We start from the raw sequence: 25,512 nt of genomic DNA, 5'->3' as shown, positions 1-25,512 counted from the left end.
CGCGTTTATCATCAGAAACAGTTGGTACACATGATCAGCACACTGCTTACCAAGATTATCGGCAGCCGTAACGACAGAACTCTCAAGGCGTTACGCAAGATCGTCAAACAAATCAATGCGATGGAGCCGCAGTTTGAGGCTCTCTCCGATGCCGAACTGCAGGCCAAGACCGCCGAGTATCGTCAGCGTCTCGAGCAGGGTGAGACCCTGGAGCAGTTGTTGCCCGAGGCCTTTGCTACCGTGCGTGAGGCCTCCAAGCGGGTATTTGGCATGCGTCACTTCGACGTGCAGCTGATCGGTGGCATGGTGCTCGACTCCAACCGTATCGCCGAGATGAAGACGGGTGAAGGTAAGACCCTGACCGCTACCCTGCCGGCCTACTTGAATGCCCTGACCGGTCGCGGTGTTCACGTGGTGACCGTGAACGACTACCTGGCCAAGCGTGACGCCGAGGCCAACCGCCCCCTGTTTGCCTTCCTCGGCATGACGGTCGACTGTAACGTGCCTGGTATGGGCCCGGCCGAGAAGCGCGCCGCCTATGCTGCCGACATCACTTACGGTACCAACAACGAATTCGGTTTCGATTACCTGCGTGACAACATGGCTTTCTCGCCGGATCAGCGGGTTCAGCGTCCCCTCCACTACGCCCTGGTGGATGAGGTGGATTCGGTGCTCATCGATGAGGCACGTACTCCGCTTATCATCTCCGGTCCGGCCGAAGACAGCTCCGAGCTCTATATCCGTGTCAACACGCTGATCCCGAATCTGGTCAAGCAGGATAAAGAGGATACCGAGGAGTACACGGGTGACGGCCACTACACGGTAGATGAGAAGAATCGTCAGGCTCTGCTGACCGAGAACGGTCAGATCTTTGTCGAAGAGTTGCTCAAGAAAGAGGGGCTCCTCGATGAGCACGATTCGCTCTTCTCCGCCAGCAACATCAGCCTGTTGCACCATGTTAACGCGGCCCTGCGTGCTCACACCCTGTTCGAGCGCAACGTGGACTACATAGTGCAAAATGGCGAGATCATCATAGTCGACGAGCACACCGGTCGTACCATGCCGGGTCGCCGTTGGTCCGATGGTCTGCACCAGGCGGTGGAAGCCAAGGAAGGGGTCAAGATCCAGAACGAAAACCAGACCCTGGCCTCTATCACCTTCCAGAACTACTTCCGTATTTATGACAAGCTGGCGGGCATGACGGGTACCGCCGATACTGAGGCGTTTGAATTTCGCCAGATTTATGGCCTGGATACTGTGGTTATCCCGACCAATCGCCCCATGGTGCGTAAAGACATGGGTGATCTGGTCTATCTCACGGCCAAGGAGAAATACGCCGCCATCGTGCAGGATATCCGCGAGTGTGTGCAGCGCGGTCAGCCGGTGCTGGTGGGTACTGTCTCTATCGAAAACTCAGAGCTTATCTCCAACATTCTGAAAAATGAGGGGATCGCTCACCAGGTGCTGAACGCCAAGTTCCACGCCATGGAAGCCGAAATTGTGGCCCAGGCAGGCAAGCCGGGTGCTGTCACCATCGCCACCAACATGGCCGGTCGTGGTACCGATATCGTACTGGGCGGTAACTGGCAATCTGAGCTGGCCAAACTGGAAAACCCGAGCGATGAACAGGTTGCTGCGCTCAAGGCCGAGTGGCAGCAGAGCCATGATGCGGTGATCGCCTCCGGTGGCCTGCATATCATAGGTACCGAGCGTCACGAGTCCCGTCGTATCGACAACCAGCTGCGTGGTCGTTCCGGCCGTCAGGGGGATCCGGGCTCTTCCCGTTTCTACCTCTCCATGGAAGACAGCCTGATGCGCATCTTCGCCTCCGATCGGGTGAGCGGGATGATGAAGAAGCTGGGGATGGAAGAGGGCGAGGCTATCGAGCACCCCTGGGTCACCAAGGCCATCGAAAATGCCCAACGCAAGGTGGAAGGACGCAACTTCGATATCCGCAAGAGCCTGCTCGAGTTTGACGACGTGGCCAACGACCAGCGTAAGGTGGTCTATGAGCAGCGTAACGAGTTGCTCGATACCGACGATATCTCCGAGACCATTCATGTTATCCGCGACGATGTCTACAGCAGCGTGATCGACGAGTACATCCCGCCCCAGTCCCTCGAGGAGATGTGGGATGTGCCGGGTCTGGAGGCCCGTCTCAAGGGTGACTTCTCCCTCGACCTGCCGATTGCCAAGTGGCTGGAAGAGGACGACAAGCTCTATGAAGAGAAGCTGCGCGAGCGGATCCTGGCCGAGGCAGCCCAGATCTATGCCCACAAGGAGGAGCGTGTCGGCAAGGAGGTGCTGCGCAACTTCGAGAAGGCGGTGATGATGCAAACGCTGGATGGTCTCTGGAAGGAGCATCTGGCGGCGATGGACTACCTGCGTCAGGGAATCCACCTGCGTGGCTACGCCCAGAAGAACCCCAAGCAGGAGTACAAGCGCGAGTCCTTCGAGCTCTTCACCCAGATGCTCGAGACCTTGAAGCGTGACGTCATCAGCATCCTGAGCCGGGTGCAGGTGCAGGAGCGGGATGTGGAGACCATGGAGGAGCAGCAGCGTCAGCGTGCCGAGTCTGCCCCCCGTACATACTCCCACGCCGATGCCGAGAATCCGTTGGCCGAACCGCAGCAGGAAGGGAGCACCACCTTCGTGCGCGATGAGCAGAAGGTGGGGCGTAACGACCCCTGCCCCTGCGGTTCAGGGAAGAAGTTCAAGCATTGCCACGGTCAGCTGAGCTGAGCCCTGGCCGAGTGAAACGAGGCGGGCCCGGGGCCCGCCTCGTTGCGTTGAGGAGATAGGCAATGGAAGAGAAAAAACGGGTCTGGGTGGCAGTCGGTGTCATCGAGAACGAACGGGGCGATATTCTGCTGGCCAAGCGCTCTGCCGATCGCCATCAGGGGGATCGCTGGGAATTTCCCGGTGGCAAGGTGGAGAGTGGGGAAGATCTGCTGACGGCCCTGGATCGGGAGCTGTGGGAAGAGATCGGCATTAGGGTGCTCGACTGTATCCCTTTTATGGAGCTCTGCCACGACTACCCGGAGAAGTCGGTGCTGCTCGACATCTGGAAGGTAACCCGCTTTGAAGGCGAGCCTTATGGTCGGGAAGGGCAGGAGTGCTGCTGGGTGCCTCTTGCCCGGTTACACGAGTATCACTTCCCCGATGCCAATGCGCCCATCGTCTCCAGGCTACAACAGGGGCTACACCGGCGATAAGAGAAAGGGTCCGTAAGGACCCTTTCTTCATTCAGTGCCACTCATCGTCGCCGAAGTCTGGCTGAGGATCCTCAGGCTCGGCTGGAATCCGTTTCTCTTCGTTGGCCCATTCGCCCAGATCGATCAGCTGACAGCGTTTGCTGCAAAAGGGGCGATAGGGGCTTTCGGGAGTCCACTCAACATCGGCCTGGCAGGTGGGGCATTTAACCTTGGTCACCATGATGGCTCCTTAGCAGCAGGCAAGCTGGAAGGTGACATCGCCGATAGCACTGTCGCTGGCCGGCAGGAAGCGGAGCGCAAAGCGGTTCTTGTGGCCGCTCAGGGTCGGGTAGCACTCCTGGCTGTGCTCGAGTCGAATACGGATCAGTTCGGCCCCTTCGGCCACATCCTGATAGAAGCCGTTGATGGCTACCTTGTCGGTAAAGGCGCCGGATTCACGCCACAGACGCAGCAGCATGCGAATGGCGTCGATCATCAGGGTGATATCGGCCAGCCACCCCCTCATCTGCGGAAGACGCCGGGCGTGAGGCTGTGCCAGCCAGTGGTGCAACTGGGGGACGTCGAAGGCGCACAGACCACCCGGGATGGAAAAGCGCTGGCGAATGGAGCCGAGTAGTCGATCCTCTTTCAGCCTGGCGCCCGGGCGAGGGGAGCTGAGCAGTTGACGGGAGAGGCTCACGATGTCGGTCTGCATATGGTCGATCTGCTCGAGATCGGCCTCTGGCAGGGCCGCCCATCGGTTCAGTCGTTGCCCGAGGCGCTCCAGATCCTTGATGAGATCGGCGCGCAGGTCCCCCCGTTCCAGCAGCTCTTGCAGGTCAAAGATGGCCTTGAAACAGGCGATGTGGCCCCAGGGAAGCTCTTGCTCCAGGTTGTCACCGATCTGGGAAAACAGGGACTCCAGACGCAGGTAGGTCCGGCTTTTTTCATTGAGAGGAAAATCGTAAATCATGCCTGCTCCTGGCCTCTTCTAAAACCGCGCTAGTGTACCTATTGAGTGTGGCCTTGTTGAGTGGCAAATGTCAGATATTGCTGGTGTAACCCTAAAATCTCGCTCTCCAGCTCAGCCTCTGAGCGATCCTGATTGACGATCACATCGTCGGCAACGGCAAGGCGTTCGTTGCGAGTCGCCTGGGAGGCGATGATGGCCTGTGCTTGCTCCGGGGTGACTCGGTCACGTCGACAAGTCCGCTCAACCTGGACCTCTTCGTCCACGTCGATGACCAGTACCCGCTGACCCAGGCCGGTGAGGCGGTTTTCTACCAAGAGGGGAACCACCAGCAGGCAGTAGGGGGAGTCGGCTTGCTGGCATTGACGTACCATCTCTTCACGGATGAGGGGATGAAGCAGGGCATTCAGCCATGCCTTTTCTGCCGGATGTGCGAAGATGCGCTCGCGCAGGGCTCGCCGATCCAGTGCCCCCCGGGGATCCAGAATGTGTGACCCGAAGTGTTCCCGAATCCGGGTGAGGGCCGGGCTCCCGGGCTCGACGACCTGACGGGCGATGAGATCAGCATCGACAATCCGAATACCGAGAGCGGCGAAGCGGTTGGCTACCGTGGTCTTGCCACTGCCGATCCCGCCGGTGAGGGTGACGATATACATAGTGGCCTCGTTACAGCACGGTGGAGAGGTACCAGCGGGTGATCCCGTCACCCCAGAGCAGGGCTATCCACCCGGCCATGGCGAGGTAGGGGCCAAAGGGGATGGGATTACCCTGCTGGTGGCGGCGAAGCAGAATCAGCGTGATACCAACCATGGCTCCGACCAGTGCCGAGAGCAGCAGGATCAGGGGCAGTGCCTGCCAGCCGAGCCAGGCGCCAAGGGCGGCAAGCAGTTTGAAGTCCCCATACCCCATCCCCTCTTTGCCGGTCAGCAGCTTGAAGGCCCAATAGAGGCTCCACAGGGTCAGGTATCCGACCATGGCGCCGATCACCGCATCGGAGAGGGGGACAAAGCCATCGACAAGGCTGACCAGCACTCCTCCCCAGAGCAGGGGCAGGGTGATCTGGTCGGGCAGTAGCATGCGATCCAGATCGATCAGGGTCAGGGGGATAAGCGACCAGGTGAGCAGAAGCCCTGCCAGGGTGGGCCAACCGGCGGGAAGTTGCCAGGCCACCACCAGGGAGAGCAGAGCCGTGACCAACTCAACCAGCGGGTAGCGAGCCGAAATAGGTGCCTTACAGGCACTGCAACGGCCGCGTAACCAGAGCCAGCTCAGCAGGGGAATATTCTCGGCGGCCGTGATGCCGTGACCGCAGGCAGGGCAGCGGGAGCGCGGGACCATCAGATTGAAGGGGGCGGTCTCCGTTGCTTCATCCGGGGTGAAGTAGTCCCGATACTCCTCGCGCCACTGGCGCTCCAGCATGATGGGAAGGCGATGGATCACCACATTGAGGAAGCTGCCGACACAGAGGGCAAAGAGCGCCACCAGAAGATAGTAGAGCCAGGGCATGGCCTGGCTGAGTTGAAGCAACAGGGTCATAGGATTCGATAGCAGATGGTCGGGATCAGCCCACCACATCCCCCAGCTTGAAGATGGGCAGGTACATGGCGATGACCATGCCCCCTACCAGTACCCCCAATACCACCATGATGAGGGGTTCGAGCAGGCTGGTCAGGCCATCGACGAGGTCATCCACCTCCTGTTCGAAGATGGTGGCGACCTTGGAGAGCATATCATCGATGGCCCCCGATTCCTCGCCGATCATCACCATCTGGATCACCATATCGGGGAAGAGATCGACCGTGCGCATGGCGACGTTGACCTGCATGCCGGCGATCACTTCGTTGCGAATGGCCATGATGGCGGTGCGATAGACATAGTTGCCCGAGGCCCCGGCCGAGGAGATCAGTGCGTCAACCAGCGGAATACCGGCGGCAAAGGTGGTGGCCAGGGTGCGGGCAAAACGGGCCATGGCCGCCTTGTGCAGTATCATGCCGACCACGGGGAGCTCGAGCACAAACTTGTCGGTTCGGTCTCGTACCTTCTCGGAGGCACGCCATGCCCGCACATAGAGGAAAATAACCAGGGCGGTACCGCCGAAGAAGACATACCACCAGTCTTGCATGAAGCGTGAGATGCCGATGACAAACTGGGTGAAGGCGGGGAGTTCGGCCCCGAAGCTCTTGAAGATATCCTCGAACTGGGGGATGACGAACAACAACAGGATAGAGGTCACGACGATGGCCACTATGATGACCATGGTGGGGTAGAACATGGCCTTCTTGATCTTCGACTTGAGTGCTTCGGTCTTCTCCCGATAGGTGGCGATGCGATCGAAAATGGTCTCGAGAGCTCCCGATTGTTCGCCGGCTTCCACCAGGTCGCAGTAGAGCTGATCGAACTGGCGCGGGTGTTGGCGCAGGGCTTCGGAGAGGGGGGTGCCCGTCTCCACATTGGCGGCGATCTCGCCGACGAGCTCGCGCATGGTTGCCTTCTCGTGGCTGCGGGCGATGACCTGAAGGGTCTGTACCAGAGGCACGCCGGCCGAGAGCATGGTGGTGATCTGGCGGGTGATGACGGCGATATCCATGGTATTGATCTTGGCCGCGCCCTTGGAGAAGAGCCCCTGGGACTTCTTGCTCACCTTGGAGACGGTCACCCCCTGCTTGCGCAGCTCAGCCTTGACGGTATTGACCGAGTCGGCCTGCATCTCGCCGGAGACTTTCTGTCCCTTGCGGTTCACGCCACTCCAGCGAAAGGCGGAGATCTTGGGCGATTTATTTTTCTGAGCCAGCGTTGCCATCCTTGCACTCCGTCTCTCGATCAGTTGGTGGTGACCCGATTCACCTCGGCCAGGCTGGTGACCCCAAGGCGCGCCTTCTCAAGCCCGGATTGACGCAGGGTGCGCATCCCCTCCTTCTGGGCCTGGGCGGAAATCAGCAAGGAGTTGCCTCCCTGCATGATGATGCGGGCGATATGTTCCGACATGGACATCATCTCATAGAGGCCGACACGCCCCTTATAGCCCCCCGAACACTCCTTGCACCCCACCGCATGGTAGAGCTGGATCCCCGCCTCGACCTGTTGTTGGCTGTAGCCGAGTTTGAGCAGCTCCGCCTCGGGGATCGCCTCGGGCGTCTTGCAGTGAGGGCAGAGTTTGCGTGCCAGCCGTTGGGCCATGATGAGGGTCACCGAGGAGGCGATGTTAAACGCCGGCACTCCCATGTTCATCATCCGGGTGAGGGTCTCGGCGGCGGAGTTGGTGTGCAGGGTGGAGAGAACCAGGTGGCCGGTCTGGGCCGCCTTGATGGCGATCTCGGCGGTTTCCAGATCCCGGATCTCGCCGACCATCACCACATCCGGGTCTTGGCGCAGGAAGGCGCGCAGGGCGCTGGCAAAGGTCAGCCCCGCCTTGGGGTTAACCTGTACCTGATTGACGCCGGGCAAGTTAATCTCGACCGGGTCTTCGGCGGTAGAGATATTGCGCTCTATGGTGTTGAGAATGTTGAGGCCCGTATAGAGGGAGACCGTCTTGCCCGAGCCGGTGGGGCCGGTCACCAGTATCATCCCCTGAGGCTTGGAGAGGGCATCCAGATAGAGGGCCTTCTGTTTGTCGTCAAAGCCGAGCTGCTCTATGTTGAGGCGTGCCGCCGAGGAGTCGAGCAGGCGGATAACTACCTTCTCTCCCCACATGGTGGGCAGGGTGTTGACCCGCATGTCCATCGCCTTGTTGCGCGACAGCTTGAGCTTGATGCGTCCATCCTGGGGCAGGCGGCGCTCGGCGATGTCGAGGCGGGCCATCACCTTGAGACGGGCCGAGAAGCGGTTGGCCAGGTTGACCGGCGGTGTGGCCACCTCATGGAGTATGCCGTCGATACGAAAACGGATGCGGTACTTGGTCTCGTAGGGCTCGAAGTGCAGGTCGGATGCTCCCCGCTTGATGGCGTCCATCATGATCTTGTTGATGTATTTGACGATGGGGGCATCATCGTCGGCGGTGCTGACCGTCTCATCGAGCCGACTCTGCTCGTCGGCCACCTCGAGATCCGAGATCTCCGCCTCGTCGATGTTCTCCATGCCGAGGGCATCGCTGTCGCTCTCCAGCAGCTTGCCGATGGCGTGGACCAGCTTCTCCTCTTCGACCAGCAACGCCTCGGTGTGGAGTCCGAAGTTAAAGCCAAACTCCTCCAGTGCCGACACATTGGTCGGGTCTGACATGGCGATATAGAGGGTATGGCCCTGAGTGTAGATGGGGAGGGCGTGATGCTTTTCGATCAGCTTCTGGTTGATGTATTTCTGCGGGATCTCGGCTACATCGAAGGCATCCAGATCCAGCAGAGGTACACCATACTCCTGCTCACAAAAATCGGCGAGTTCCTTGCTGCCGAGAATCTCGTTTTCAATGAGGAAGGTGACAAACGGTTTGCGCTGGGCCTTGGCCTGACTCACGAAGCGTTGTGAGTCCTGCTCACTGATAAGGGAGGAAGCGGCCAGGCTAATGGCCAGGCCGCTATGGGGGCTAGAGGTCATGCGTTAGCAAAAGCCTGCGCTGGTGCAAGTTGAACCGGAAGCTGGGGCGGTCCATATGATCTGCCCATTCGCTCCAGCACCAGTCATTATGTAAGTATTTGACGTTGAACCAAATGTAGTTGCATCTCCAACTGCTGTAATTGTCGCTGCTGAGGCAGTATTACCCGACACGTTAACTGAAGTCACAAGGCCTGTTGCTCCAGCAGCGGGCGGTACTCCATTGGCGCCATTTGTACATGTTTGTAACGAGCCAAGAGTTTGAAAGCAAACCTCTAGAGCAGTTTTAAAAGCGCCAGTTGCAGAGACGACTTCTGTAAATTTAGCCTTTTTGGTGTAGGTTTGATACGCAGGCAGCGCAATGGCAGCCAATATGGCGACGATCGCAACCACGATCATCAGTTCGATAAGGGTAAAACCCGTCTGTTTCTTCATAGCAAAGTTCCTTTCTGCGTTGTACCCGAGAAGCTGGGAGCACTGATGAGTGCTCAATCACTATCCTGTCCGACTCCTTATCCCTAGACAACACCTCCCGTCACATATTTTAACAAGAATGTATCGAAAGCCTCTTTTGAAACAATAGGCTAGCTCTGATCCCCGGTCCAAGGCTCCGGCTACTCAGGGGGTCGACATCTGGAGCTTCACCTAATAGAAAAGGCGCCAGAGGCGCCTTTTGCAAGTTCGGCAAGGGGGGCTCATGCAATAAAACGCATGGAGAGGTCGAGGGCCCGCACGTGCTTGGTCAGTGCGCCGACCGAGATAAAATCGACGCCAGTGGCAGCGTAGTCGGCCAGGGTCTCCAGGGTGACGTTGCCGGAGACCTCCAGTTTGGCACGACCTGCGTTGAGGGCGACGGCATCACGCATCATGGGCACGTCGAAGTTGTCGAGCATCACGATATCGGCAGCGGCGTCCAGCGCCTGCTCCAGCTCAGCCAGACTCTCCACCTCCACCTCCACCGGCTTGCCGGGGTTGAGGCGACGCGCCTCGGTAATGGCCTCGGCGATACCACCACAGGCCAGGATATGATTCTCCTTGATAAGGTAGGCGTCATAGAGACCGATACGGTGGTTCTTGCCGCCACCACAGGTGACCGCATATTTCTGGGCGGTGCGTAGTCCCGGAATCGTCTTGCGGGTATCGAGCAGACGACAGTGAGTGCCGGCGAGTTCTGCCACATAGCGGGCGGTGAGGGTAGCGACGCCGGAGAGAGTCTGCACAAAGTTAAGGGCGTTGCGCTCACCGGTGAGCAGCACGCGGGCCGGGCCGGTCAGGCGAAACAACTCCTGATTGGGGGCCAGGCGGTCGCCATCGGCCACAGACCAGACGATCTCTACCTCACCGCCTAGTTGGGCAAACACCTCCTCCACCCAGGCTTTACCGCAGAAAATCCCCGCCTCACGGGTGATGATACGCGCGGTAGCGTGTCGGTCGGTCGGGATGAGCTGAGCCGTGATATCGGCACCGGCATCCGGTTGACCATCGGTAGTGAGGGCACCGCCGAGATCTTCGAGCAGTGCGGTGCGTACGGCGCGGGTGATGTCCTGTTGTAGCATGCCTTCTATTCCTGCAGGGGGCGAAGCAGCAGTTGCCGCTCCTTCTGTATGAGTTCGAGCCTGGCCAGCGCATTCATGCCGACCAGCACCTGCTGGCCGTCTTGCGCCGGGTTGATAAAGACCGCCAGATCGTACAGGGTCAGGGGGCCCATCTCCAGTGAATCGATGTGCCCCGTGCCGACCAGCACGGTACCGGCAGCGGTTGAGACCCTGGTTTGCCCGGTGGGGTGTATGCCGAGGCGATCGGCCACCGACTGAGGCAGGCTGATCAGGGTCGCGCCGGTGTCGAGCAGCAGTTGCACCGGTTGGCCGTTAATGGCACCCTCCAGCCGATAGTGGCCGCTGGCGTCCCGGGGCAGGAGCAGTGCACCATCGGCGCTGACGCCGGGACGGCTGCGCTCGCTGAAATAGAGGGTGAGCAGGCCCAGTAGGGCCAGCCAGGCCAGCAACCAGAACCAGCGGGCCGTCTTGGGGGCGATGCTGCTCATAGGCGGGTTCGCGACAGGAAAATGATGACTCAGCCTAACACATTTTTTTCCATCGATTCAGATGGTTGGTGCGAACAAGCCCGGCCGGTCCCGTCACCACATCACAATGTGCGCCCGGTGGCAGAGGATATCTCCCTGTTGGTGGTGCACAACATCAGCCTGCCTCCCGGTGAGTTTGGGGGGCCCTGGATCGATGATCTCTTCCTCGGTCGGCTCGACCCTGACGCTCACCCTTATTTTGCTACCATCCACCATCTGAAGGTGTCGGCCCACTGTCTGATCCGCCGTGATGGCGAGCTGGTGCAATATGTTCCGTTTCATCTGCGGGCCTGGCATGCCGGCGTCTCCTCCTTTGCGGGGAGAGAGGGGTGCAATGACTTTTCCATCGGCATCGAGTTGGAGGGGACGGATGAGGTGCCATACACCAGGGTTCAATATGAAACCCTGGCAGAGCTGACCCGGGCCCTGATGGCCCGTTATCCGGCCATTACCCAGGAGCGCTTGACCGGCCACTGCGATATCGCTCCCGGGCGCAAGAGCGATCCCGGATCTGCCTTTGACTGGGTCCGTTATCGTCTCGGGGTTAATGGCGATTAAACTAAATTTTAATATTTCAAATCAAAGACTTGTCGCGTATGGCAGGCCTTTTTTGTTTGTTGCAATAATGTGTTTTGTGAGCGAGCTCATGATTATTGGTCTTACCAATTTCTTTGATGCACATCATGAAGAGGCCTAAATACCTCCCCTTGGGTACTCCGCTTTCTTGATGTGGATCATCATTTCGTTGGACTTTCCTCGCCTCCTCTGCTAATTTTCGCCCCATCCATGAAATTGGTAATACCAATTTAACAAAGTCTCTCCCATGCCCTATCGCAAGATTACCCAGCCCAAGTTGGCCGATGCCATCGTGGCCGAGCTGGAAAACATGATTCTGGAAGGCAGCCTGCAGCCGGGTCAGAAGTTGCCCCCCGAGCGCGAGCTGGCCATCCAGTTTCAGGTATCGCGCCCCTCATTGCGGGAGGCGATTCAGCGCCTGGAGGCGCGCGGGCTGCTCTATCGGCGCCAGGGTGGGGGAACCTATGTGCAAAATGCCCTGAGCAAGGGGATGGCCGATCCCCTGTTTGAGCTGCTCTCCAGTCATCCGGAGGCCCAGTATGATTTGCTGGAATTCCGTCACGCGCTGGAGGGGATCTGCGCCTACTATGCCGCACTGCGTGGCACTGAGGGCGACTTCGAGCGGATTCGAGCCGCCCAGGCCGCCATCGAGGAGGCCGGCAAGCTCGGTCTGGCCGAAGAGTCGGTGGCCGTGACCGGCTTCTACCTGGCGGTGGCCGAGGCCTCTCACAACGTGGTGCTGCTGCACCTGTTGCGCGCCATGGGGTCGATGCTTGAACAAAACATTCTGCAAAATAATGAGATTTTGAATCGCCGTCCGGGAGTGGTAGTCAAGATCCGTCGCCATCGTGCGAATCTGATCGAGGCTATTCTTTCGGGGGCTCCGGAGCGGGCCAGGAGTGCTTGTCATGAGCACCTGGCCTTTATCGAGGACACCTTGTTGGACATGCAGCGGGAAGAGAGCAGGATCCAGCGCTCCATGCGCCGGATCCGTCAGCAGTAATCCCCATCCAACAAGGCTTAATTGTCGAATTTTCGCGCATCTTAATCGCCGTGCAATAACAATAGGAACCAGCCATGTCTGATATCCTGAAGAACGATGTGGACCCGATAGAAACGCTGGAGTGGCTCGCCTCTCTGGAATCCCTGCTGCGTGAAGAGGGTCCGGAACGCGCCCAATTCATCCTGGAACAGCTGGCCGAGAAGGCCCGCGCCAGCGGTGTGGACGTGGCTGCCAAGGCCAATCGCGACTACATCAACACCATTCCGTCCAGCGACGAGCCGGACTACCCGGGTGACCTGGAGATGGAGCGCCGCATTCGCGCCATCATCCGCTGGAACGCCATGATGATCGTGCTGCGCGCTTCCAAGAAAGATCTGGACCTGGGTGGGCACATGTCCTCCTTCGCTTCTTCTGCGACCATCTACGATGTCTGCTTCAACCACTTCTTCCGTGCTCGCAACGAGAAGGATGGCGGCGATCTGGTCTACTTCCAGGGGCACATCTCCCCGGGCATCTATGCCCGCGCCTTCGCCGAAGGTCGTCTGACCGAAGAGCAGCTGGACAACTTCCGTCAGGAAGTGGATGGCAAGGGCCTGCCCTCCTACCCGCACCCGAAATTGATGCCGGACTTCTGGCAGTTCCCGACCGTTTCCATGGGCCTGGGCCCCATCGCCGCCATCTATCAGGCTCGCTTCCTGAAGTACCTGACCGATCGTGGTATCAAGGATTGCTCCGAGCAGACCGTTTACGCCTTCCTGGGTGACGGCGAGATGGACGAGCCGGAAGCCAAGGGTGCCCTGACCGTCGCAGTGCGTGAAAAACTCGACAACCTGGTGTTCGTGGTCAACTGCAACCTGCAGCGTCTGGATGGCCCGGTGGTCGGCAACGGCAAGGTCATCAACGAGCTGGAAGGCCTGTTCGCCGGCGCTGGCTGGGACGTCACCAAGGTCATCTGGGGTCGCAAGTGGGATGAGCTGCTGAAGAAAGACACTTCCGGCAAGCTGATCCAGCTGATGAACGAGACCGTGGACGGTGACTACCAGACCATGAAGTCCCGCGACGGTGGCTACATCCGCGAGCACTTCTTCAACCGTTACCCGGAAACTGCCGCGCTGGTCAAAGACATGACCGATGAGGAGATCTTCTCCCTGAACCGCGGTGGTCACGATCCTCGTAAGCTGTTTGCCGCCTTCAACAAGGCGACCCAGACCAAGGGCAAGCCGACCGTTATCCTGGCCAAGACCATCAAGGGTTATGGCATGGGCGAAGCGGCCGAAGGCAAGAACATCGCTCACCAGGTCAAGAAGATGGAGCTGGACTCCGTGCGTCACCTGCGTGACCGCTTCAACCTGCCGGTGGCCGACGAGCAGCTGGCCGATCTGCCTTATCTGAAGATCGAAGCCGGTTCTGCCGAGCACAAATACCTGCACGACCGTCGCACCGCTCTGAAAGGCTATGTGCCGACCCGTCTGCGCGAAAGCACCACCAAGCTGGAAATTCCCGCGCTGGATGCCTTCGGCCCGCTGCTGGGTGAACAGGCGCGCGAAATCTCTACCACCATGGCGTTCGTGCGTTCCCTGAACGTGATGTTGAAAGACAAGTCGATCGGCAAGCGCATTGTCCCGATCCTGGCTGACGAAGCCCGTACCTTCGGTATGGAAGGCCTGTTCCGTCAGATCGGTATCTACAGCCCGCACGGTCAGCAGTACACCCCGCAAGACCGTGACATCGTCTCCTACTACAAGGAAGACAAGCAGGGTCAGGTTCTGCAAGACGGTATCAACGAGCTGGGCGCCATGTCCTCCTGGCTGGCTGCTGCCACCTCTTACAGCACCAACGACTGCCCGATGATCCCGTTCTACATCTACTACTCCATGTTCGGCTTCCAGCGGATCGGCGACATGGCGTGGGCAGCCGGTGATCAACAAGCCCGTGGCTTCCTGCTGGGCGCGACCTCCGGTCGTACTACCCTGAACGGCGAAGGTCTGCAGCACGAAGATGGTCACAGCCACATCCTGGCCAACACCATCCCGAACTGCATCTCCTACGACCCGTCTTACGCCTATGAAGTGGCGGTGATCGTACAGGACGGCCTGCGCCGCATGTACGGTGAGAACCCGGAGAACGTGTTCTACTACATCACCACTCTCAATGAAAATTATGCGATGCCGGCCATGCCGGAAGGCGCTGAAGAGGGTATCCGCAAGGGTATCTACAAGCTGGAAACCGTGGCCGGCACCAAGGCCAAGGTACAGCTGCTGGGTTGTGGCTCCATCCTGGGGCACGTTCGCAAGGCGGCCCAGATCCTGGCGAGCGAATACGGCATCGGTTCCGATGTGTTCAGCGTGACCTCCTTCAACGAACTGGCCCGTGACGGTCAGGACGCAGACCGCTGGAACATGCTGCACCCGACAGCCGACGCTCGCGTGCCTTACATCGCTCAGGTGCTGGGTACCGAGGCCACCATCGCCGCGACCGACTACATGAAGTCCTTCGCCGATCAGGTGCGTGCCTTCGTGCCGACCGAGCACTACCGCGTGCTGGGCACCGATGGTTACGGCCGTTCCGACAGCCGTGCCAACCTGCGCCGTCACTTCGAAGTGAACGAGTTCTATGTGGTAGTTGCTGCCCTGACCGAACTGGCCAAGCGCGGCGAGGTGGACAAGCAGGTTGTGGCCGAGGCCATTGCCAAGTACGGCATCGACGCCGACAAGGTCAACCCGCTGTACGCCTAAGAGGGTCAAGAGCCGCGCCAGAGATGGCGCGGCCTTGCAAAGGTTAACGCGAGATACGCATGACTGTGATTGTCATGCGGGTCTGCGCAAGAGGATAAAGCACAATGTCCAAACAGATTATGGTTCCGGATATCGGCGCCGATGAAGTTGAAGTCACGGAAATCATGGTGGCCGTGGGTGACAAGGTCGAACTCGACCAGTCCATCATCGCGGTAGAGGGTGACAAGGCCTCCATGGAAGTGCCGGCTCCGGCCGCTGGTATCGTCAAAGAGATCCTGATCAAGGTGGGTGACAAGGTTGCCACCGGTTCCCAGATCATGATCTTCGAAGCCGAGGGTGCTGCCGCGCCGGCACCGGCCCAGGCCGCTGCACCGGTTGCCGCCGCGCCGGCTGCTGCTCCGACCGCTGCCGCTCGCCAGGACGTCAACGTACCGGACATCGGCGGTGACGAAGTCGAAGTCACCGAGATCATGGTAGCCGTGGGTGACATGGTCGAGGCCGATCAGTCCATCATCGCCGTAGAGGGTGACAAGGCTTCCATGGAAGTACCGGCTCCGTTCGCGGGCCGTGTGGTCGAGATCAAGGTTGCTGCTGGCGCCAAGGTCTCTACCGGCTCCCTGGTGATGGTCTTCGAAGTGGCGGGCGCTGCACCTGCCGCTGCTGCCGCGCCGGCTCCGGTTGCTGCACCTGCTGCCCCGGTTGTTGCCGCCGCCAAGGATGTCAACGTGCCGGATATCGGTGGCGATGAAGTCAGCGTGACCGAGATCATGGTGGCCGTGGGTGACAAGGTCGAGGCCGAGCAGTCCCTGATCACGGTGGAAGGCGACAAGGCCTCCATGGAAGTGCCGGCCCCGTTCGCCGGTGTGGTCAAGGAGATCAAGGTGAAGGCGGGTGACAAGGTCTCCACCGGATCGCTCATCATGGTGTTCGAAGTGGCTGGTGCTGCTCCGGTTGCCGCCCCGGTTGTTGCTGCCGCAGCTCCTGTTGCTGCTGCTCCGGTTGCTGCCGCCCCTGCGCCGGTTGCCCAGGCTGCTGCCGCCTCCGACTTCGTAGCCAACGACGCCTACGTGCACGCCTCCCCGGCGGTACGCCGCCTGGCGCGCGAGTTCGGCGTTAACCTTGCCAAGGTCAAGGGTTCCGGTCGCAAGGGCCGCATCGTCAAAGAAGACGTGCAGGCTTATGTGAAGGACGCCATCAAGCGTGCCGAGTCTGCACCGGCTGCAGGCCAAGGCACTGGTAACGGCATGAGCGTGCTGCCGTGGCCGAAGGTTGACTTTGCCAAGTTCGGTGACGTGGAAGAGGTCGAACTGACCCGCATCCAGAAGATCTCCGGTCCGAACCTGCATCGCAACTGGGCCATGATCCCCCATGTCACCCAGTTCGACGAGGCCGACACCACCGAGCTGGAAGCGTTCCGTAAAGAGCAGAACATTCTGGCCGAGAAGCAGAAGCTGGACGTGAAGATCACCCCGTTGGTGTTCATCCTGAAAGCCGCCGCCAAGGCCCTGGAAGCCCATCCGCGCTTCTGCAGCTCCCTGTCCGAAGACGGCAGCAAGCTCATCATGAAGAAGTACATCCACATCGGTGTGGCGGTGGATACCCCTAACGGTCTGGTGGTTCCGGTCGTGCGCGACGTCAACAAGAAGGGCATCATCGAGCTGTCTCGCGATCTGGCCGAGATCTCCAAGAAGGCTCGTGCCGGCAAGCTGACCGCAGCCGACATGCAGGGCGGTTGCTTCACCATCTCCAGCCTGGGTGGCATCGGTGGTACCAGCTTTACCCCGATCGTCAACGCGCCGGAAGTGGCCATCCTCGGCGTCTCCAAGTCAGACTTCAAACCGAAGTGGAACGGCAAGGAGTTCGTGCCGCGCCTGATGCTGCCGCTGGCCCTGAGCTATGACCACCGTGTCATCGACGGCGCCGACGGTGCTCGCTTCATCACCACCATGAATGGTGTCCTGTCCGACATTCGTCGACTGGTCCTGTAAGTGAGAGGGCGGGCCCATAGCCCGCCCTTTTTGCTTCTCAATTCGTTAACAGGATTGTAAACTTGCCCCGGTTTTTTTAAGCGCTGACAGCCCACCAATATGGCATTTCATACTGCGCTGTCCGGGGATATAAGAACGACAAAGAGGTCATGATGAGTAAAGAAATCAAAACCCAGGTCGTGGTTCTGGGTGCTGGCCCTGCCGGTTATTCTGCTGCCTTCCGTGCAGCCGACCTGGGCCTCGATACCATTATCGTCGAGCGTTACTCCACCCTGGGTGGCGTCTGCCTGAACGTGGGTTGCATCCCCTCCAAGGCCCTGCTGCACGTGGCCAAGGTGATCGAAGAGGCCAAGGCCCTGGCCGAGCACGGCATCGTCTTCGGCGAACCGAAGACCGACATCACCAAGATCCGCCTGTGGAAAGAGAAGGTGATCAACCAGCTGACCGGCGGTCTGGCCGGCATGGCCAAGATGCGTAAGGTTCAGGTGGTGAATGGTCTGGGCAAGTTCACCGGTCCGAACACCCTCGAGGTAGAAGGCGCGGACGGCAAGACCACCGTCACCTTCGACAACGCCATCATCGCCGCCGGCTCCCGTCCGGTGAAGCTGCCCTTCATCCCGCACGACGATCCGCGCGTATGGGACTCCACCGACGCGCTGGAGCTGACCACTGTACCGGGCAAGCTGCTGGTGCTGGGTGGCGGCATCATCGGTCTGGAGATGGGTACCGTGTACTCCTCCCTGGGCTCCGAGATCGACGTGGTCGAGTTCGCCGATCAGCTGGTTCCGGCCGCTGACAAGGACATCGTCCGTGTCTACACCAAGCGTGTGGCCAAGAAGTTCAACATCATGCTGGAGACCAAGGTCACCGCCGTTGAAGCCCGCGAAGACGGTCTGTATGTCTCCTTCGAAGGCAAGCAGGCTCCGGCCGAGCCGGTTCGCTACGACAACGTGCTGGTCGCCGTTGGCCGTGTGCCGAATGGCAAGCTGCTGGATGCCGAGAAGGCCGGTGTCGCCGTCAACGAGCGTGGCTTCATCGAAGTGGACAAGCAGCTGCGTACCAACGTGCCGCACATCCACGCCATCGGTGACATCGTGGGTCAGCCCATGCTGGCGCACAAGGGTGTGCACGAAGGTCACGTGGCCGCCGAAGTCATCGCCGGCAAGAAGCACTACTTCGATCCGAAAGTGATCCCGTCCATCGCCTACACCGAGCCGGAGATGGCCTGGGTCGGTCTGACCGAGAAGGAAGCCAAGGAGAAGGGGATCACCTTCGAAGTGGCCAGTTTCCCGTGGGCTGCCTCCGGTCGCGCCATTGCCTCCGACTGCTCCGACGGCATGACCAAGCTGATCTTCGAGAAAGAGACCGGCCGCGTCATCGGTGGTGCCATCGTGGGCACCAACGGCGGCGAGCTGCTGGGTGAAATCGGTCTGGCCATCGAGATGGGTGCCGACGCCGAAGACATCGCCCTGACCATCCACGCTCACCCGACTCTGCACGAGTCCGTGGGCCTGGCTGCCGAAGTGTTCGAAGGCTCCATCACCGACCTGCCGAACGCCAAGGCCAAGAAGAAAAAATAAGTATAGTGAAGTGAGAAGGCGCCTTGGGGCGCCTTTTTGTTTGCAGGTGCGGGTGGGAGGGTGAGGATCTGACATACTAGAGGGTATCACCTATACACAGGAGTCTTGCCGATGAAGTGTCCCTCCCTGCCGGTCAACGAGGTGCTGCGCCTCGAGACCCTGCGTTCCCTGGCGATTCTCGATACCGCCTCCGAAGAGCGTTTCGATCGCCTGACCCGCATGGCGCGTCGCATGTTCGGCGTCCCCATCGCTCTGGTCAGCCTGGTGGATGCCGAGCGGCAGTGGTTCAAGTCTTGCCAGGGGCTTGATGCCAGTGAAACGGGACGGGATATCTCCTTCTGTGGTCATGCCATTCTGGGAACCGAGACCTTTGTGGTTCGCGATGCGGCGCTCGACGCCCGGTTCGCGGACAATCCCCTGGTGACCGGCGAGCCCCATATCCGTTTCTATGCAGGCTGTCCGCTTCGGATTTCCAATGGCTGTGCGCTGGGTACCCTCTGCATCATCGATCGTGAACCCAGGCATATGGACGATGAGGAGCTGACTCTGTTTGAGGATCTGGCTGCCATGGTCGTGCGTGAGCTGGAGGCCCTGCAGCTGTCGACCCTGGATGAGCTGACCCAGATCTCCAACCGCCGTGGCTTCACCATGTTGGCCGGGAAAAGCCTGCAGCAGGCTCACCGGCTTGGGCAGACGGTCAGTCTGGTCTATCTGGATATGGATGGCTTCAAGCAGATCAACGACACCTTTGGGCACGATGAGGGAGATCAGGCTTTGCGAGATTTTTCCAACCTGATCAATCACTCATTTCGGGATGCCGATGTTTACGCCCGCCTGGGAGGGGACGAGTTTGCGGTCTTGTTGGCCGGTGCCAATCAGGCTCAGGCGGCCGCTGCGATCGCCCGTTTCCACAAGGATCTTGCCCGTCACAATGGTTCCGGAAAACGAGGCTATCAACTCGCCTGCAGTGAGGGGATTGTCACTTATGATCCTTCGACTCCCCCTGATCTGGATGGGCTTCTCAAACAGGCGGACAGCCTGATGTATGAGCGCAAGGTGGCGAAGCGTGCGGCGAAGGAGCCGGTGCGCTAGGCCCAGAGAGCCAGGGAGGAGAGAGATGGAAGAGCCCGCCATGTCACCCGATGAACCACTGCGGCTGGAGACCCTGCGGCGCATCGGATTGCTCGATACCCCAGCAGAAGAGCGATTCGATCGCTTTACCCGTCTGGCTCGACGCATCTTTGGTGTGCCCATCGCCCTTATCTCGCTGATCGATCGGGAGCGCCAATGGTTCAAGTCAGCCTGGGGTATCAATATTGCGGAGACCCCGCGACGGGTCTCTTTCTGCGCTCATGCCATCCTGCAGTCAGAGCTGATGGTGGTGGAGGATACCCATCAGGATGTTCGTTTTTGGGATAATCCACTGGTGGTGGGCTCGCCCCACATCCGTTTCTATGCCGCCTATCCACTGAAAGCCAGCAATGGTTGCCGGCTGGGGACTATTTGCATTCTTGACCGCCAGCCCCGCCAATTCCACGAGCCTGAGAGGGCCTTGCTCAGGGAGCTGGGGCAGATCGTGGTCCATGAGATGGAGGCAGGGCAGTGGGCGACCCTGGACGAGCTGACCCAGATCTCCAATCGCAGGGGATTCATGATGTTGGCCGAGAAGAGCTTCCGTCTGGCGCAGCGTCAAGGGTATCCGGTGACTCTGCTCTATTTCGATCTGGACGGGTTCAAGCAGATCAATGATCACCTTGGACACAGGGTCGGTGACAGGGCGCTGCGCCGCTTTGCCGCCCTGATGGTTGAGACCTTTCGCGACGCCGACGTGTGCGCCAGGCTGGGGGGAGATGAGTTCGTTGCCTTGCTACCCTATACCGATAGTGCTCAGGCAGAGCTGGCCCTGCAGCGTTTTCGGCAGGTAATCGACGAGGAGAACCGCGAGCAGTCCGACTATCGACTCGACTTCTCTGTCGGAGCCGTCACCCATACGCCACAGGCGCCACTGGGCGATCTCGAGTCACTGCTGCATCATGCCGATACCCTGATGTATCGGCAGAAAAGGAGCCACTAGCAGCGCCCCTTCTTCGCCTGCCCTGGGGGGCAAAACGAGCCACCACTGTTGCCATCGCTGATGCGGATGTGGGTATCATCGAGCCGGATGTCGGCATCACGGATGCGCACCGCTCCTTGCTGGCTACAGGCCGATAGCAGCAGCGCCAGCATTATTACACCAAGACTCTTTCTCATCGTTCCTCCTGACAGAGGCGACGAGTATGGCTGCTTCGTGGCGGCTTTCCAGATGTTGTGGGTGACCCAGCGCCAGGAGTTGACCGGAGAAGGGGGGGTCGGCACAAGAAGGGGAGCGCGTGGCTCCCCTTTTCACATCACAGACGAAAGTGTCCGACCAATTGGTCCAATTGCTGCGACAACCGCTGCAGTCCCTGGCTGGAACGGGTCAACTGCTCTGCCAGATCGGCGGTCTCCATGGTCAGGTGATTGATCTCCTCGACGTTGCGATTGAGCTCGCCCACCACGCTCGATTGCTCTTCCGTTGCGGTGGCAACCTGAATGTTCATGTCGCTGATCTGGGCGATATGGGTTGTGATGAGGCCCAGGGCGCCGTTGGCCTCGTCAGCCTGGGTGACCACACCAAGGCTCTGCTCGCGGCCGCCACGCATCGCCTCGACGGCGCGACTCGATTGCTGTTGCAGGCGATTGATCATCCCCTGGATCTCCTCGGTCGAGGCGGCCGATCGACTGGCGAGATTGCGCACCTCGTCGGCCACGACGGCAAAACCGCGTCCCTGCTCGCCGGCCCGGGCGGCTTCGATGGCGGCATTGAGCGCCAGCAGGTTGGTCTGCTCCGAGATGCCGCGGATGGTATCGAGGATGCTACCGATGGAGTCGGTCTGGTTGGCCAGAGACTCAATCACCTCACTCACCTGTTCGATCTCCCCAGAGAGGGAGACGATGCTGGCCCGGGCGGTACCCACCAGTTGGGCCCCGATACCGGATTGGTCGTTGGCCAGGCGAGCCACCTCGGCGGCCTGGGAAGCATTGCCGGCAATCTCGTTGACCGTCGCACCCATCTCGTGGATGGCGGTGGCGACCTGCACGGTGCGATCCCGCTGGGCGGTGCAGTTGCTCTGGGTCAGGTGTGCCTTGCTTGCGACCTCGTTGGCGGTGAGGGCAAGCTGCCGTGAGTTTTCGGCGACCTCTGTGATGGAGGCATGGATCTTGGCCACGAAGTTGTTAAAGCCCTTGGCCACTTCGGCCAGCTCGTCGCCGCCATCGACCCTGAGCCTGTGGGTCAGATCCCCATCCCCGCTGCCCAGTTCACGGAACAGCCGAGCCAGCTGGTTGAGTGGGCGGCTTACCGAGCCGGCCAGCAACATGCCAAGCAGCCCCATACCGGCGGCGATGGCGAGAGTGATGAGCAGGATCCGGGTGCGAGCCTGATTCAGGCCGGCAAAGATCTCCTCCTTGGGTACCTGGGCGACCAGATACCAGTCGAGCAGGGGAATATAGCTGGAGGCCAAAACCCGCTCTTCCCCCTGGGCGCTGGATTCGATCAGTGCGAACTCTTGCTTGCCAAGAAGACGCTGTGCATCAGCTCCCGCCAGCTGAGTCAGGGTATCCCGATCGATACGGGCAGCATCCGGATGAAGTTTCACCTTGCCCTGACCATCGACCATGAAGACAAACCCGCTCTGCCCGATGCGAAAGCCCGAGAGCATCGCGGCCATGCTGTCGAGAGACTTGGCCAGTCCTGCCAGCCCGCGACCATTGAGCTGCTGATAGTTCACAAACAGTTTCACTTCACCGGTGGACTCGCGGAAGATGCTGAGCATCAGATCCTGTGAGCCTCGGGTATAGGCATAGAACCAGCCGTCCTGCTCCGGGGTGAGGTTACGCAAGAAGCCATCCTGGTTGTAGTAGGCCGCGCTCTGGCGATCGGCGAAGGAGGCGGTCACCAGGCCATACTGATTGGCCACGTCCCTGAGCTGATCGATCACGATAGGCTCCTGCTCCTTGGGCATACCGCGAGAGACCCAGTCGAGCAGGAAGCGGTCGCTGGCGAGTTGCCGTGCCGCTCCGGCGACAGGATTGAGCTCGGCCTCTATCGACTTGCCGATACGTTGGGTCAGGTTGGGCAGCTCGTGGGCAAAGAGCTGCTCTTCAATGAGCTGCTGTGCCGAGCGTTGGCTGAAGTAACCCACCAGCATGCAGGAGAGCACGACGGCCAATAACAGGGTTGAAACAATTTTTTGCTTCAGGGTGAGATGGTTAAACATGCTTAGATCCAATGGAGCGGAATCGCCGACGAAGAGTGTAGCGGCAGGGATTTTTATTACCTAAGGCCGAGCGAGTCGATATTGCAGCGATACGTTTGCGTTCACACTCCGGTTTGCGTCAGGGGGGTCTCCCTTTATAGTATTCCTCGCCCCTTTTCTGCTCTGGATGGATGTCTCTATGAGTCTCTTTTGGCGAGGGTTTGCCCTGGTCGCCCTCACACTTGCTTCATTTGTCTCCCACGCCGCCGATCGCCCCAAGATTGCATTGGTGCTCAGTGGTGGCGGTGCCAAAGGATCGGCTCATATCGGCGTGCTCAAGGTGCTCGAAGAGAAACGCATACCGGTCGATATCGTGGTCGGCACCAGCATGGGCTCCTACGTGGCAGGACTCTATGCCATGGGGCTATCGGCCGAGGAGGTGGAGCAGACCACCCTCAATATCGACTGGAACAAGGGCTATAACGACAGGGTCAGCCGGGATGCTCTCTCCCTGCGCCAGAAGCAGCAGGACGAACTCTATCAGTTGCGCACTGACATAGGGATCAGTGGAGGCTCGCTCAAATCGCCGGATGGCTTCTTTCAGGGCCAATCCATGGCTGCCCTGTTGCGCGATGCCACCTCCAACCTGCCGGTACAGAAGAGCTTCAACGATCTCCCCATTCCTTACCGTGCCGTCGCTACCGACATGGAGACGGTGACCCCCTTCGTGCTGGACCACGGCAGCCTGGCCAAGGCGATGCAGGCCTCCATGTCGATCCAGGGGATCCTCAAGCCGGTGGAGTGGGAGGGGCGGATCCTGGCCGACGGGGGGGCGGTCAACAATATGCCGGTGGATGTGGCCAAGAGTATGGGGGCCGATATTGTTATTGCCGTAGACATAGGAGCCAGGCTAAGGGACAAGAGCGAGTTGACCTCGGGTCTGGCCATGCTGGATCAGATGACCACCTACATGACCCAGGTTGGAACAGAGCGGCAGAAGGCACTCCTCGGGGAACGCGATATCCTGATTACCCCCGCATTCGGCAATATGGGGATTGCCGATTTCGCCCGCATGCCGGATGGCATCCACTATGGGGAAGAGGCGGCAAAACGGGTTGCGCTGCGCCTCGATGCGCTCTCTTTGTCCCCTGCCCGCTACAAGGCCTATCGGGATCAGAAGCTGAGCCGGCGCGCGCAAAACAGCGCCCTGCCCGCCTACTACATCGACAGGGTCGATATCGTCAACCAATCCTCCCTGGCCGATGAGACCATTCGTGCGGCGATGCAGGTCAAGCCTCACAAGGTGCAGACTCGTGAGAGCCTTGAGGCTGGGGTACGCCGTCTCTATGCCCTCGAGTCCTTCGATCGGGTTACCTATCAGATCGAGGAACGGGGAAATGAAAATGTGCTGGTGGTCGACGCCCATGAGAAGAACTGGGGACCGGGCTACCTCAACTTCCAGTTCGGTTTCACCGACGATTTTGAGAGTACCTCCAACTACAACGTGGGGGCGGCCTATACCCGCACCAATATCAACGAGTGGGGCGGGGAGTGGCACAGTGAGGCATCGCTCGGCACCTGGAAGCACCTCAAGACCGAGTTCTACAGCCCGCTTGAACCCTCTCAGACTTACTTCGGTCAGGTGAGCCTGGCCTATGACAAGGAGACCCGTCGCCTCTATTTGACCGACGAGGGGGGGCTGCGCCGTGGCCGCGAAGGCGGCAGCAGCCAGACCTACTATTTCGATAGCCAGTACGCCTTCTGGTCCGCTGAGGGGGCGGTCGGCTGGAATATTCACCCCTGGCAACGGGTCAGTCTCGGTGTCGCGGCCATGAAGGGCGATATCGGCATTGACAGCATAGGGATAAGCGATCTCTCGTCCAGCGCCTGGGGTCCCTTCCTGCGCCTCGAACACGACACCCTGGACAGCCGTTACTTCCCATACAATGGCCTCCTCTTCCAGGGGCAGATCGGCTATATGCACATCAATCAGGACGATGGTGAGGGGGGGCAGAGCCACTCCCGTGGCAGCAGCTATGACGTCACCCTGATTAAACCCTGGTCCTGGGAGAGGCACAGTCTCAACCTGATGCTGGGTGCCGGTGGTACCCAAAGTGGCGAGGATTTGCCCCTGTTTGCCCAGGATCTCGGAGGCATGTTCACTCTGTCGGGCTTCAAGCCCCACGAGCTGTCGGGACGATATAGCCTGTTTGGCGGCCTGCGATATATCTATCGACTGGCGGACAACGACTTCGGCCCCTTCCGCCTGCCGCTCTATGTGGGGGGCTCACTCGAGCAGGGCGGAGTATGGGATCAGGGGCACGACATTCGCTTCGAGACCTCCTACACGGCGGGCTCGCTCTATATTGGCAGCGAGACCTTCCTCGGCCCCATCTTCTTCGGTGTGGGGGCCGCAGAGGGGGGGAGTCAGTCCATCTATCTGCAGCTGGGGAGCACCTTCCGTTGATGACAACTTATTAACGTTTCCGGCTATGGACACAGCGATGCTTTTATAACTGGCTGTTAATTAAATAAATGTGATTTTTTGACCGGCCAGCCGGTTCTGAGTGGATTTTAATTAG

21 protein-coding genes are annotated in these 25,512 nt (G+C 59.7%); 10 read left to right on the top strand and 11 right to left on the bottom strand.

Annotated elements, in window-relative coordinates:
- Positions 1-30: 30 nt before the first annotated feature.
- Together secA and mutT are read left to right on the top strand one after the other, a co-directional pair.
- Positions 31-2,742, top strand: coding sequence for a preprotein translocase subunit SecA (secA, locus tag AB5Y48_RS15195; protein WP_224160231.1), 2,712 nt, complete (start codon positions 31-33; stop codon positions 2,740-2,742).
- Between the two features lie 62 nt (positions 2,743-2,804).
- The gene (mutT, locus tag AB5Y48_RS15190) at positions 2,805-3,215 is read left to right on the top strand and encodes an 8-oxo-dGTP diphosphatase MutT (RefSeq protein ID WP_050666594.1); all 411 of its coding nucleotides are present in this window, start codon (positions 2,805-2,807) and stop codon (positions 3,213-3,215) included.
- Between the two features lie 31 nt (positions 3,216-3,246).
- Here the strand turns inward: mutT and yacG are convergent, their stop codons facing one another.
- The 9 genes from yacG to AB5Y48_RS15145 all read right to left on the bottom strand — a co-directional run bounded on the left by yacG (position 3,247) and on the right by AB5Y48_RS15145 (position 10,732).
- The gene (yacG, locus tag AB5Y48_RS15185) at positions 3,247-3,435 is read right to left on the bottom strand and encodes a DNA gyrase inhibitor YacG (protein ID WP_050666595.1); all 189 of its coding nucleotides are present in this window, start codon (positions 3,433-3,435) and stop codon (positions 3,247-3,249) included.
- Between the two features lie 9 nt (positions 3,436-3,444).
- Positions 3,445-4,167, bottom strand: a complete 723-nt coding sequence (zapD, locus tag AB5Y48_RS15180; protein ID WP_050666596.1) for a cell division protein ZapD — start codon at positions 4,165-4,167, stop codon at positions 3,445-3,447.
- A gap of 38 nt (positions 4,168-4,205) precedes the next feature.
- A complete protein-coding gene (coaE, locus tag AB5Y48_RS15175; RefSeq protein ID WP_050666597.1) occupies positions 4,206-4,820 on the bottom strand; it encodes a dephospho-CoA kinase in 615 nt (204 codons plus the stop codon).
- Between the two features lie 10 nt (positions 4,821-4,830).
- Positions 4,831-5,700, bottom strand: a complete 870-nt coding sequence (locus AB5Y48_RS15170) for an A24 family peptidase (protein ID WP_136614168.1) — start codon at positions 5,698-5,700, stop codon at positions 4,831-4,833.
- A 25-nt stretch (positions 5,701-5,725) separates the two neighbouring features.
- Positions 5,726-6,964: a type II secretion system F family protein gene (locus AB5Y48_RS15165; protein WP_050666599.1), complete on the bottom strand. Its 1,239-nt coding sequence runs from the start codon at positions 6,962-6,964 to the stop codon at positions 5,726-5,728.
- A 20-nt stretch (positions 6,965-6,984) separates the two neighbouring features.
- Positions 6,985-8,691 carry a PilB family type IVa pilus assembly ATPase TapB gene (gene tapB, locus AB5Y48_RS15160; RefSeq protein ID WP_050666600.1) on the bottom strand — a complete coding sequence of 569 codons (1,707 nt, stop codon included), beginning with the start codon at positions 8,689-8,691 and terminating at the stop codon, positions 6,985-6,987.
- A 3-nt stretch (positions 8,692-8,694) separates the two neighbouring features.
- Positions 8,695-9,123, bottom strand: a complete 429-nt coding sequence (tapA, locus tag AB5Y48_RS15155) for a type IVa pilus major pilin TapA (protein ID WP_224160229.1) — start codon at positions 9,121-9,123, stop codon at positions 8,695-8,697.
- 260 nt (positions 9,124-9,383) lie between these two features.
- Positions 9,384-10,244, bottom strand: coding sequence for a carboxylating nicotinate-nucleotide diphosphorylase (nadC, locus tag AB5Y48_RS15150; RefSeq protein WP_368164986.1), 861 nt, complete (start codon positions 10,242-10,244; stop codon positions 9,384-9,386).
- 5 nt (positions 10,245-10,249) lie between these two features.
- Positions 10,250-10,732 carry a TIGR02281 family clan AA aspartic protease gene (locus tag AB5Y48_RS15145; RefSeq protein ID WP_050666602.1) on the bottom strand — a complete coding sequence of 161 codons (483 nt, stop codon included), beginning with the start codon at positions 10,730-10,732 and terminating at the stop codon, positions 10,250-10,252.
- A gap of 24 nt (positions 10,733-10,756) precedes the next feature.
- On the opposite strand from AB5Y48_RS15145, the gene ampD reads away from it, so the two are divergent.
- From ampD to AB5Y48_RS15110, 7 genes are all read left to right on the top strand, one after another.
- A complete protein-coding gene (ampD, locus tag AB5Y48_RS15140; RefSeq protein WP_368164984.1) occupies positions 10,757-11,329 on the top strand; it encodes a 1,6-anhydro-N-acetylmuramyl-L-alanine amidase AmpD in 573 nt (190 codons plus the stop codon).
- 265 nt (positions 11,330-11,594) lie between these two features.
- The gene (pdhR, locus tag AB5Y48_RS15135; RefSeq protein ID WP_050666604.1) at positions 11,595-12,350 is read left to right on the top strand and encodes a pyruvate dehydrogenase complex transcriptional repressor PdhR; all 756 of its coding nucleotides are present in this window, start codon (positions 11,595-11,597) and stop codon (positions 12,348-12,350) included.
- Between the two features lie 74 nt (positions 12,351-12,424).
- On the top strand, positions 12,425-15,085 hold the full coding sequence (gene aceE, locus AB5Y48_RS15130) for a pyruvate dehydrogenase (acetyl-transferring), homodimeric type (RefSeq protein WP_050666605.1): 2,661 nt from the start codon (positions 12,425-12,427) through the stop codon (positions 15,083-15,085).
- 104 nt (positions 15,086-15,189) lie between these two features.
- On the top strand, positions 15,190-17,073 hold the full coding sequence (gene aceF / locus AB5Y48_RS15125; protein WP_368164982.1) for a pyruvate dehydrogenase complex dihydrolipoyllysine-residue acetyltransferase: 1,884 nt from the start codon (positions 15,190-15,192) through the stop codon (positions 17,071-17,073).
- 152 nt (positions 17,074-17,225) lie between these two features.
- The gene (gene lpdA, locus AB5Y48_RS15120) at positions 17,226-18,653 is read left to right on the top strand and encodes a dihydrolipoyl dehydrogenase (RefSeq protein WP_050666607.1); all 1,428 of its coding nucleotides are present in this window, start codon (positions 17,226-17,228) and stop codon (positions 18,651-18,653) included.
- Between the two features lie 111 nt (positions 18,654-18,764).
- Entirely contained in the window at positions 18,765-19,745 is a 981-nt protein-coding gene (locus AB5Y48_RS15115) for a sensor domain-containing diguanylate cyclase (protein ID WP_050666608.1), read from the top strand.
- Between the two features lie 25 nt (positions 19,746-19,770).
- A complete protein-coding gene (locus tag AB5Y48_RS15110) occupies positions 19,771-20,727 on the top strand; it encodes a diguanylate cyclase (RefSeq protein ID WP_368164981.1) in 957 nt (318 codons plus the stop codon).
- Here the strand turns inward: AB5Y48_RS15110 and AB5Y48_RS15105 are convergent.
- Positions 20,724-20,903 (bottom strand): hypothetical protein, encoded by a 180-nt coding sequence (locus AB5Y48_RS15105; protein WP_050666610.1) that lies wholly within the window; start codon positions 20,901-20,903, stop codon positions 20,724-20,726. The two genes, AB5Y48_RS15110 and AB5Y48_RS15105, sit on opposite strands and share 4 nt — an antisense overlap.
- 137 nt (positions 20,904-21,040) lie before the next feature.
- Positions 21,041-22,951, bottom strand: a complete 1,911-nt coding sequence (locus tag AB5Y48_RS15100) for a methyl-accepting chemotaxis protein (protein WP_368164980.1) — start codon at positions 22,949-22,951, stop codon at positions 21,041-21,043.
- Between the two features lie 178 nt (positions 22,952-23,129).
- Between AB5Y48_RS15100 and AB5Y48_RS15095 the strand changes: the two genes are divergently transcribed.
- Complete coding sequence (locus AB5Y48_RS15095; protein ID WP_368164978.1) at positions 23,130-25,397, top strand: patatin-like phospholipase family protein; 2,268 nt, start codon at positions 23,130-23,132, stop codon at positions 25,395-25,397.
- The last annotated feature ends 115 nt before the right edge of the window (positions 25,398-25,512 follow it).

Source organism: Aeromonas sp. R6-2 (genome assembly GCF_040908155.1).
Classification (GTDB): domain Bacteria; phylum Pseudomonadota; class Gammaproteobacteria; order Enterobacterales; family Aeromonadaceae; genus Aeromonas; species Aeromonas schubertii.
The sequence above is the reverse complement of the archived record's forward strand: the minus strand, read 5'-3'. Positions and strand labels throughout refer to the sequence as shown.

Excerpts from the sequence above, each read along its gene's own strand:
- ampD (WP_368164984.1), top strand. The coding sequence starts at position 10,757 with ATGACTCAGCCTAACACATTTTTTTCCATCGATTCAGATGGTTGGTGC.
- aceF (WP_368164982.1), top strand. The coding sequence starts at position 15,190 with ATGTCCAAACAGATTATGGTTCCGGATATCGGCGCCGATGAAGTTGAA.
- AB5Y48_RS15145 (WP_050666602.1), bottom strand. The coding sequence starts at position 10,732 with ATGAGCAGCATCGCCCCCAAGACGGCCCGCTGGTTCTGGTTGCTGGCC.
- AB5Y48_RS15170 (WP_136614168.1), bottom strand. The coding sequence starts at position 5,700 with ATGACCCTGTTGCTTCAACTCAGCCAGGCCATGCCCTGGCTCTACTAT.
- pdhR (WP_050666604.1), top strand. The coding sequence starts at position 11,595 with ATGCCCTATCGCAAGATTACCCAGCCCAAGTTGGCCGATGCCATCGTG.
- zapD (WP_050666596.1), bottom strand. The coding sequence starts at position 4,167 with ATGATTTACGATTTTCCTCTCAATGAAAAAAGCCGGACCTACCTGCGT.
- AB5Y48_RS15100 (WP_368164980.1), bottom strand. The coding sequence starts at position 22,951 with ATGTTTAACCATCTCACCCTGAAGCAAAAAATTGTTTCAACCCTGTTA.
- AB5Y48_RS15105 (WP_050666610.1), bottom strand. The coding sequence starts at position 20,903 with ATGAGAAAGAGTCTTGGTGTAATAATGCTGGCGCTGCTGCTATCGGCC.
- AB5Y48_RS15165 (WP_050666599.1), bottom strand. The coding sequence starts at position 6,964 with ATGGCAACGCTGGCTCAGAAAAATAAATCGCCCAAGATCTCCGCCTTT.
- nadC (WP_368164986.1), bottom strand. The coding sequence starts at position 10,244 with ATGCTACAACAGGACATCACCCGCGCCGTACGCACCGCACTGCTCGAA.
- AB5Y48_RS15115 (WP_050666608.1), top strand. The coding sequence starts at position 18,765 with ATGAAGTGTCCCTCCCTGCCGGTCAACGAGGTGCTGCGCCTCGAGACC.
- tapB (WP_050666600.1), bottom strand. The coding sequence starts at position 8,691 with ATGACCTCTAGCCCCCATAGCGGCCTGGCCATTAGCCTGGCCGCTTCC.
- AB5Y48_RS15110 (WP_368164981.1), top strand. The coding sequence starts at position 19,771 with ATGGAAGAGCCCGCCATGTCACCCGATGAACCACTGCGGCTGGAGACC.
- lpdA (WP_050666607.1), top strand. The coding sequence starts at position 17,226 with ATGAGTAAAGAAATCAAAACCCAGGTCGTGGTTCTGGGTGCTGGCCCT.
- AB5Y48_RS15095 (WP_368164978.1), top strand. The coding sequence starts at position 23,130 with ATGAGTCTCTTTTGGCGAGGGTTTGCCCTGGTCGCCCTCACACTTGCT.
- secA (WP_224160231.1), top strand. The coding sequence starts at position 31 with ATGATCAGCACACTGCTTACCAAGATTATCGGCAGCCGTAACGACAGA.
- tapA (WP_224160229.1), bottom strand. The coding sequence starts at position 9,123 with ATGAAGAAACAGACGGGTTTTACCCTTATCGAACTGATGATCGTGGTT.
- mutT (WP_050666594.1), top strand. The coding sequence starts at position 2,805 with ATGGAAGAGAAAAAACGGGTCTGGGTGGCAGTCGGTGTCATCGAGAAC.
- coaE (WP_050666597.1), bottom strand. The coding sequence starts at position 4,820 with ATGTATATCGTCACCCTCACCGGCGGGATCGGCAGTGGCAAGACCACG.
- aceE (WP_050666605.1), top strand. The coding sequence starts at position 12,425 with ATGTCTGATATCCTGAAGAACGATGTGGACCCGATAGAAACGCTGGAG.
- yacG (WP_050666595.1), bottom strand. The coding sequence starts at position 3,435 with ATGGTGACCAAGGTTAAATGCCCCACCTGCCAGGCCGATGTTGAGTGG.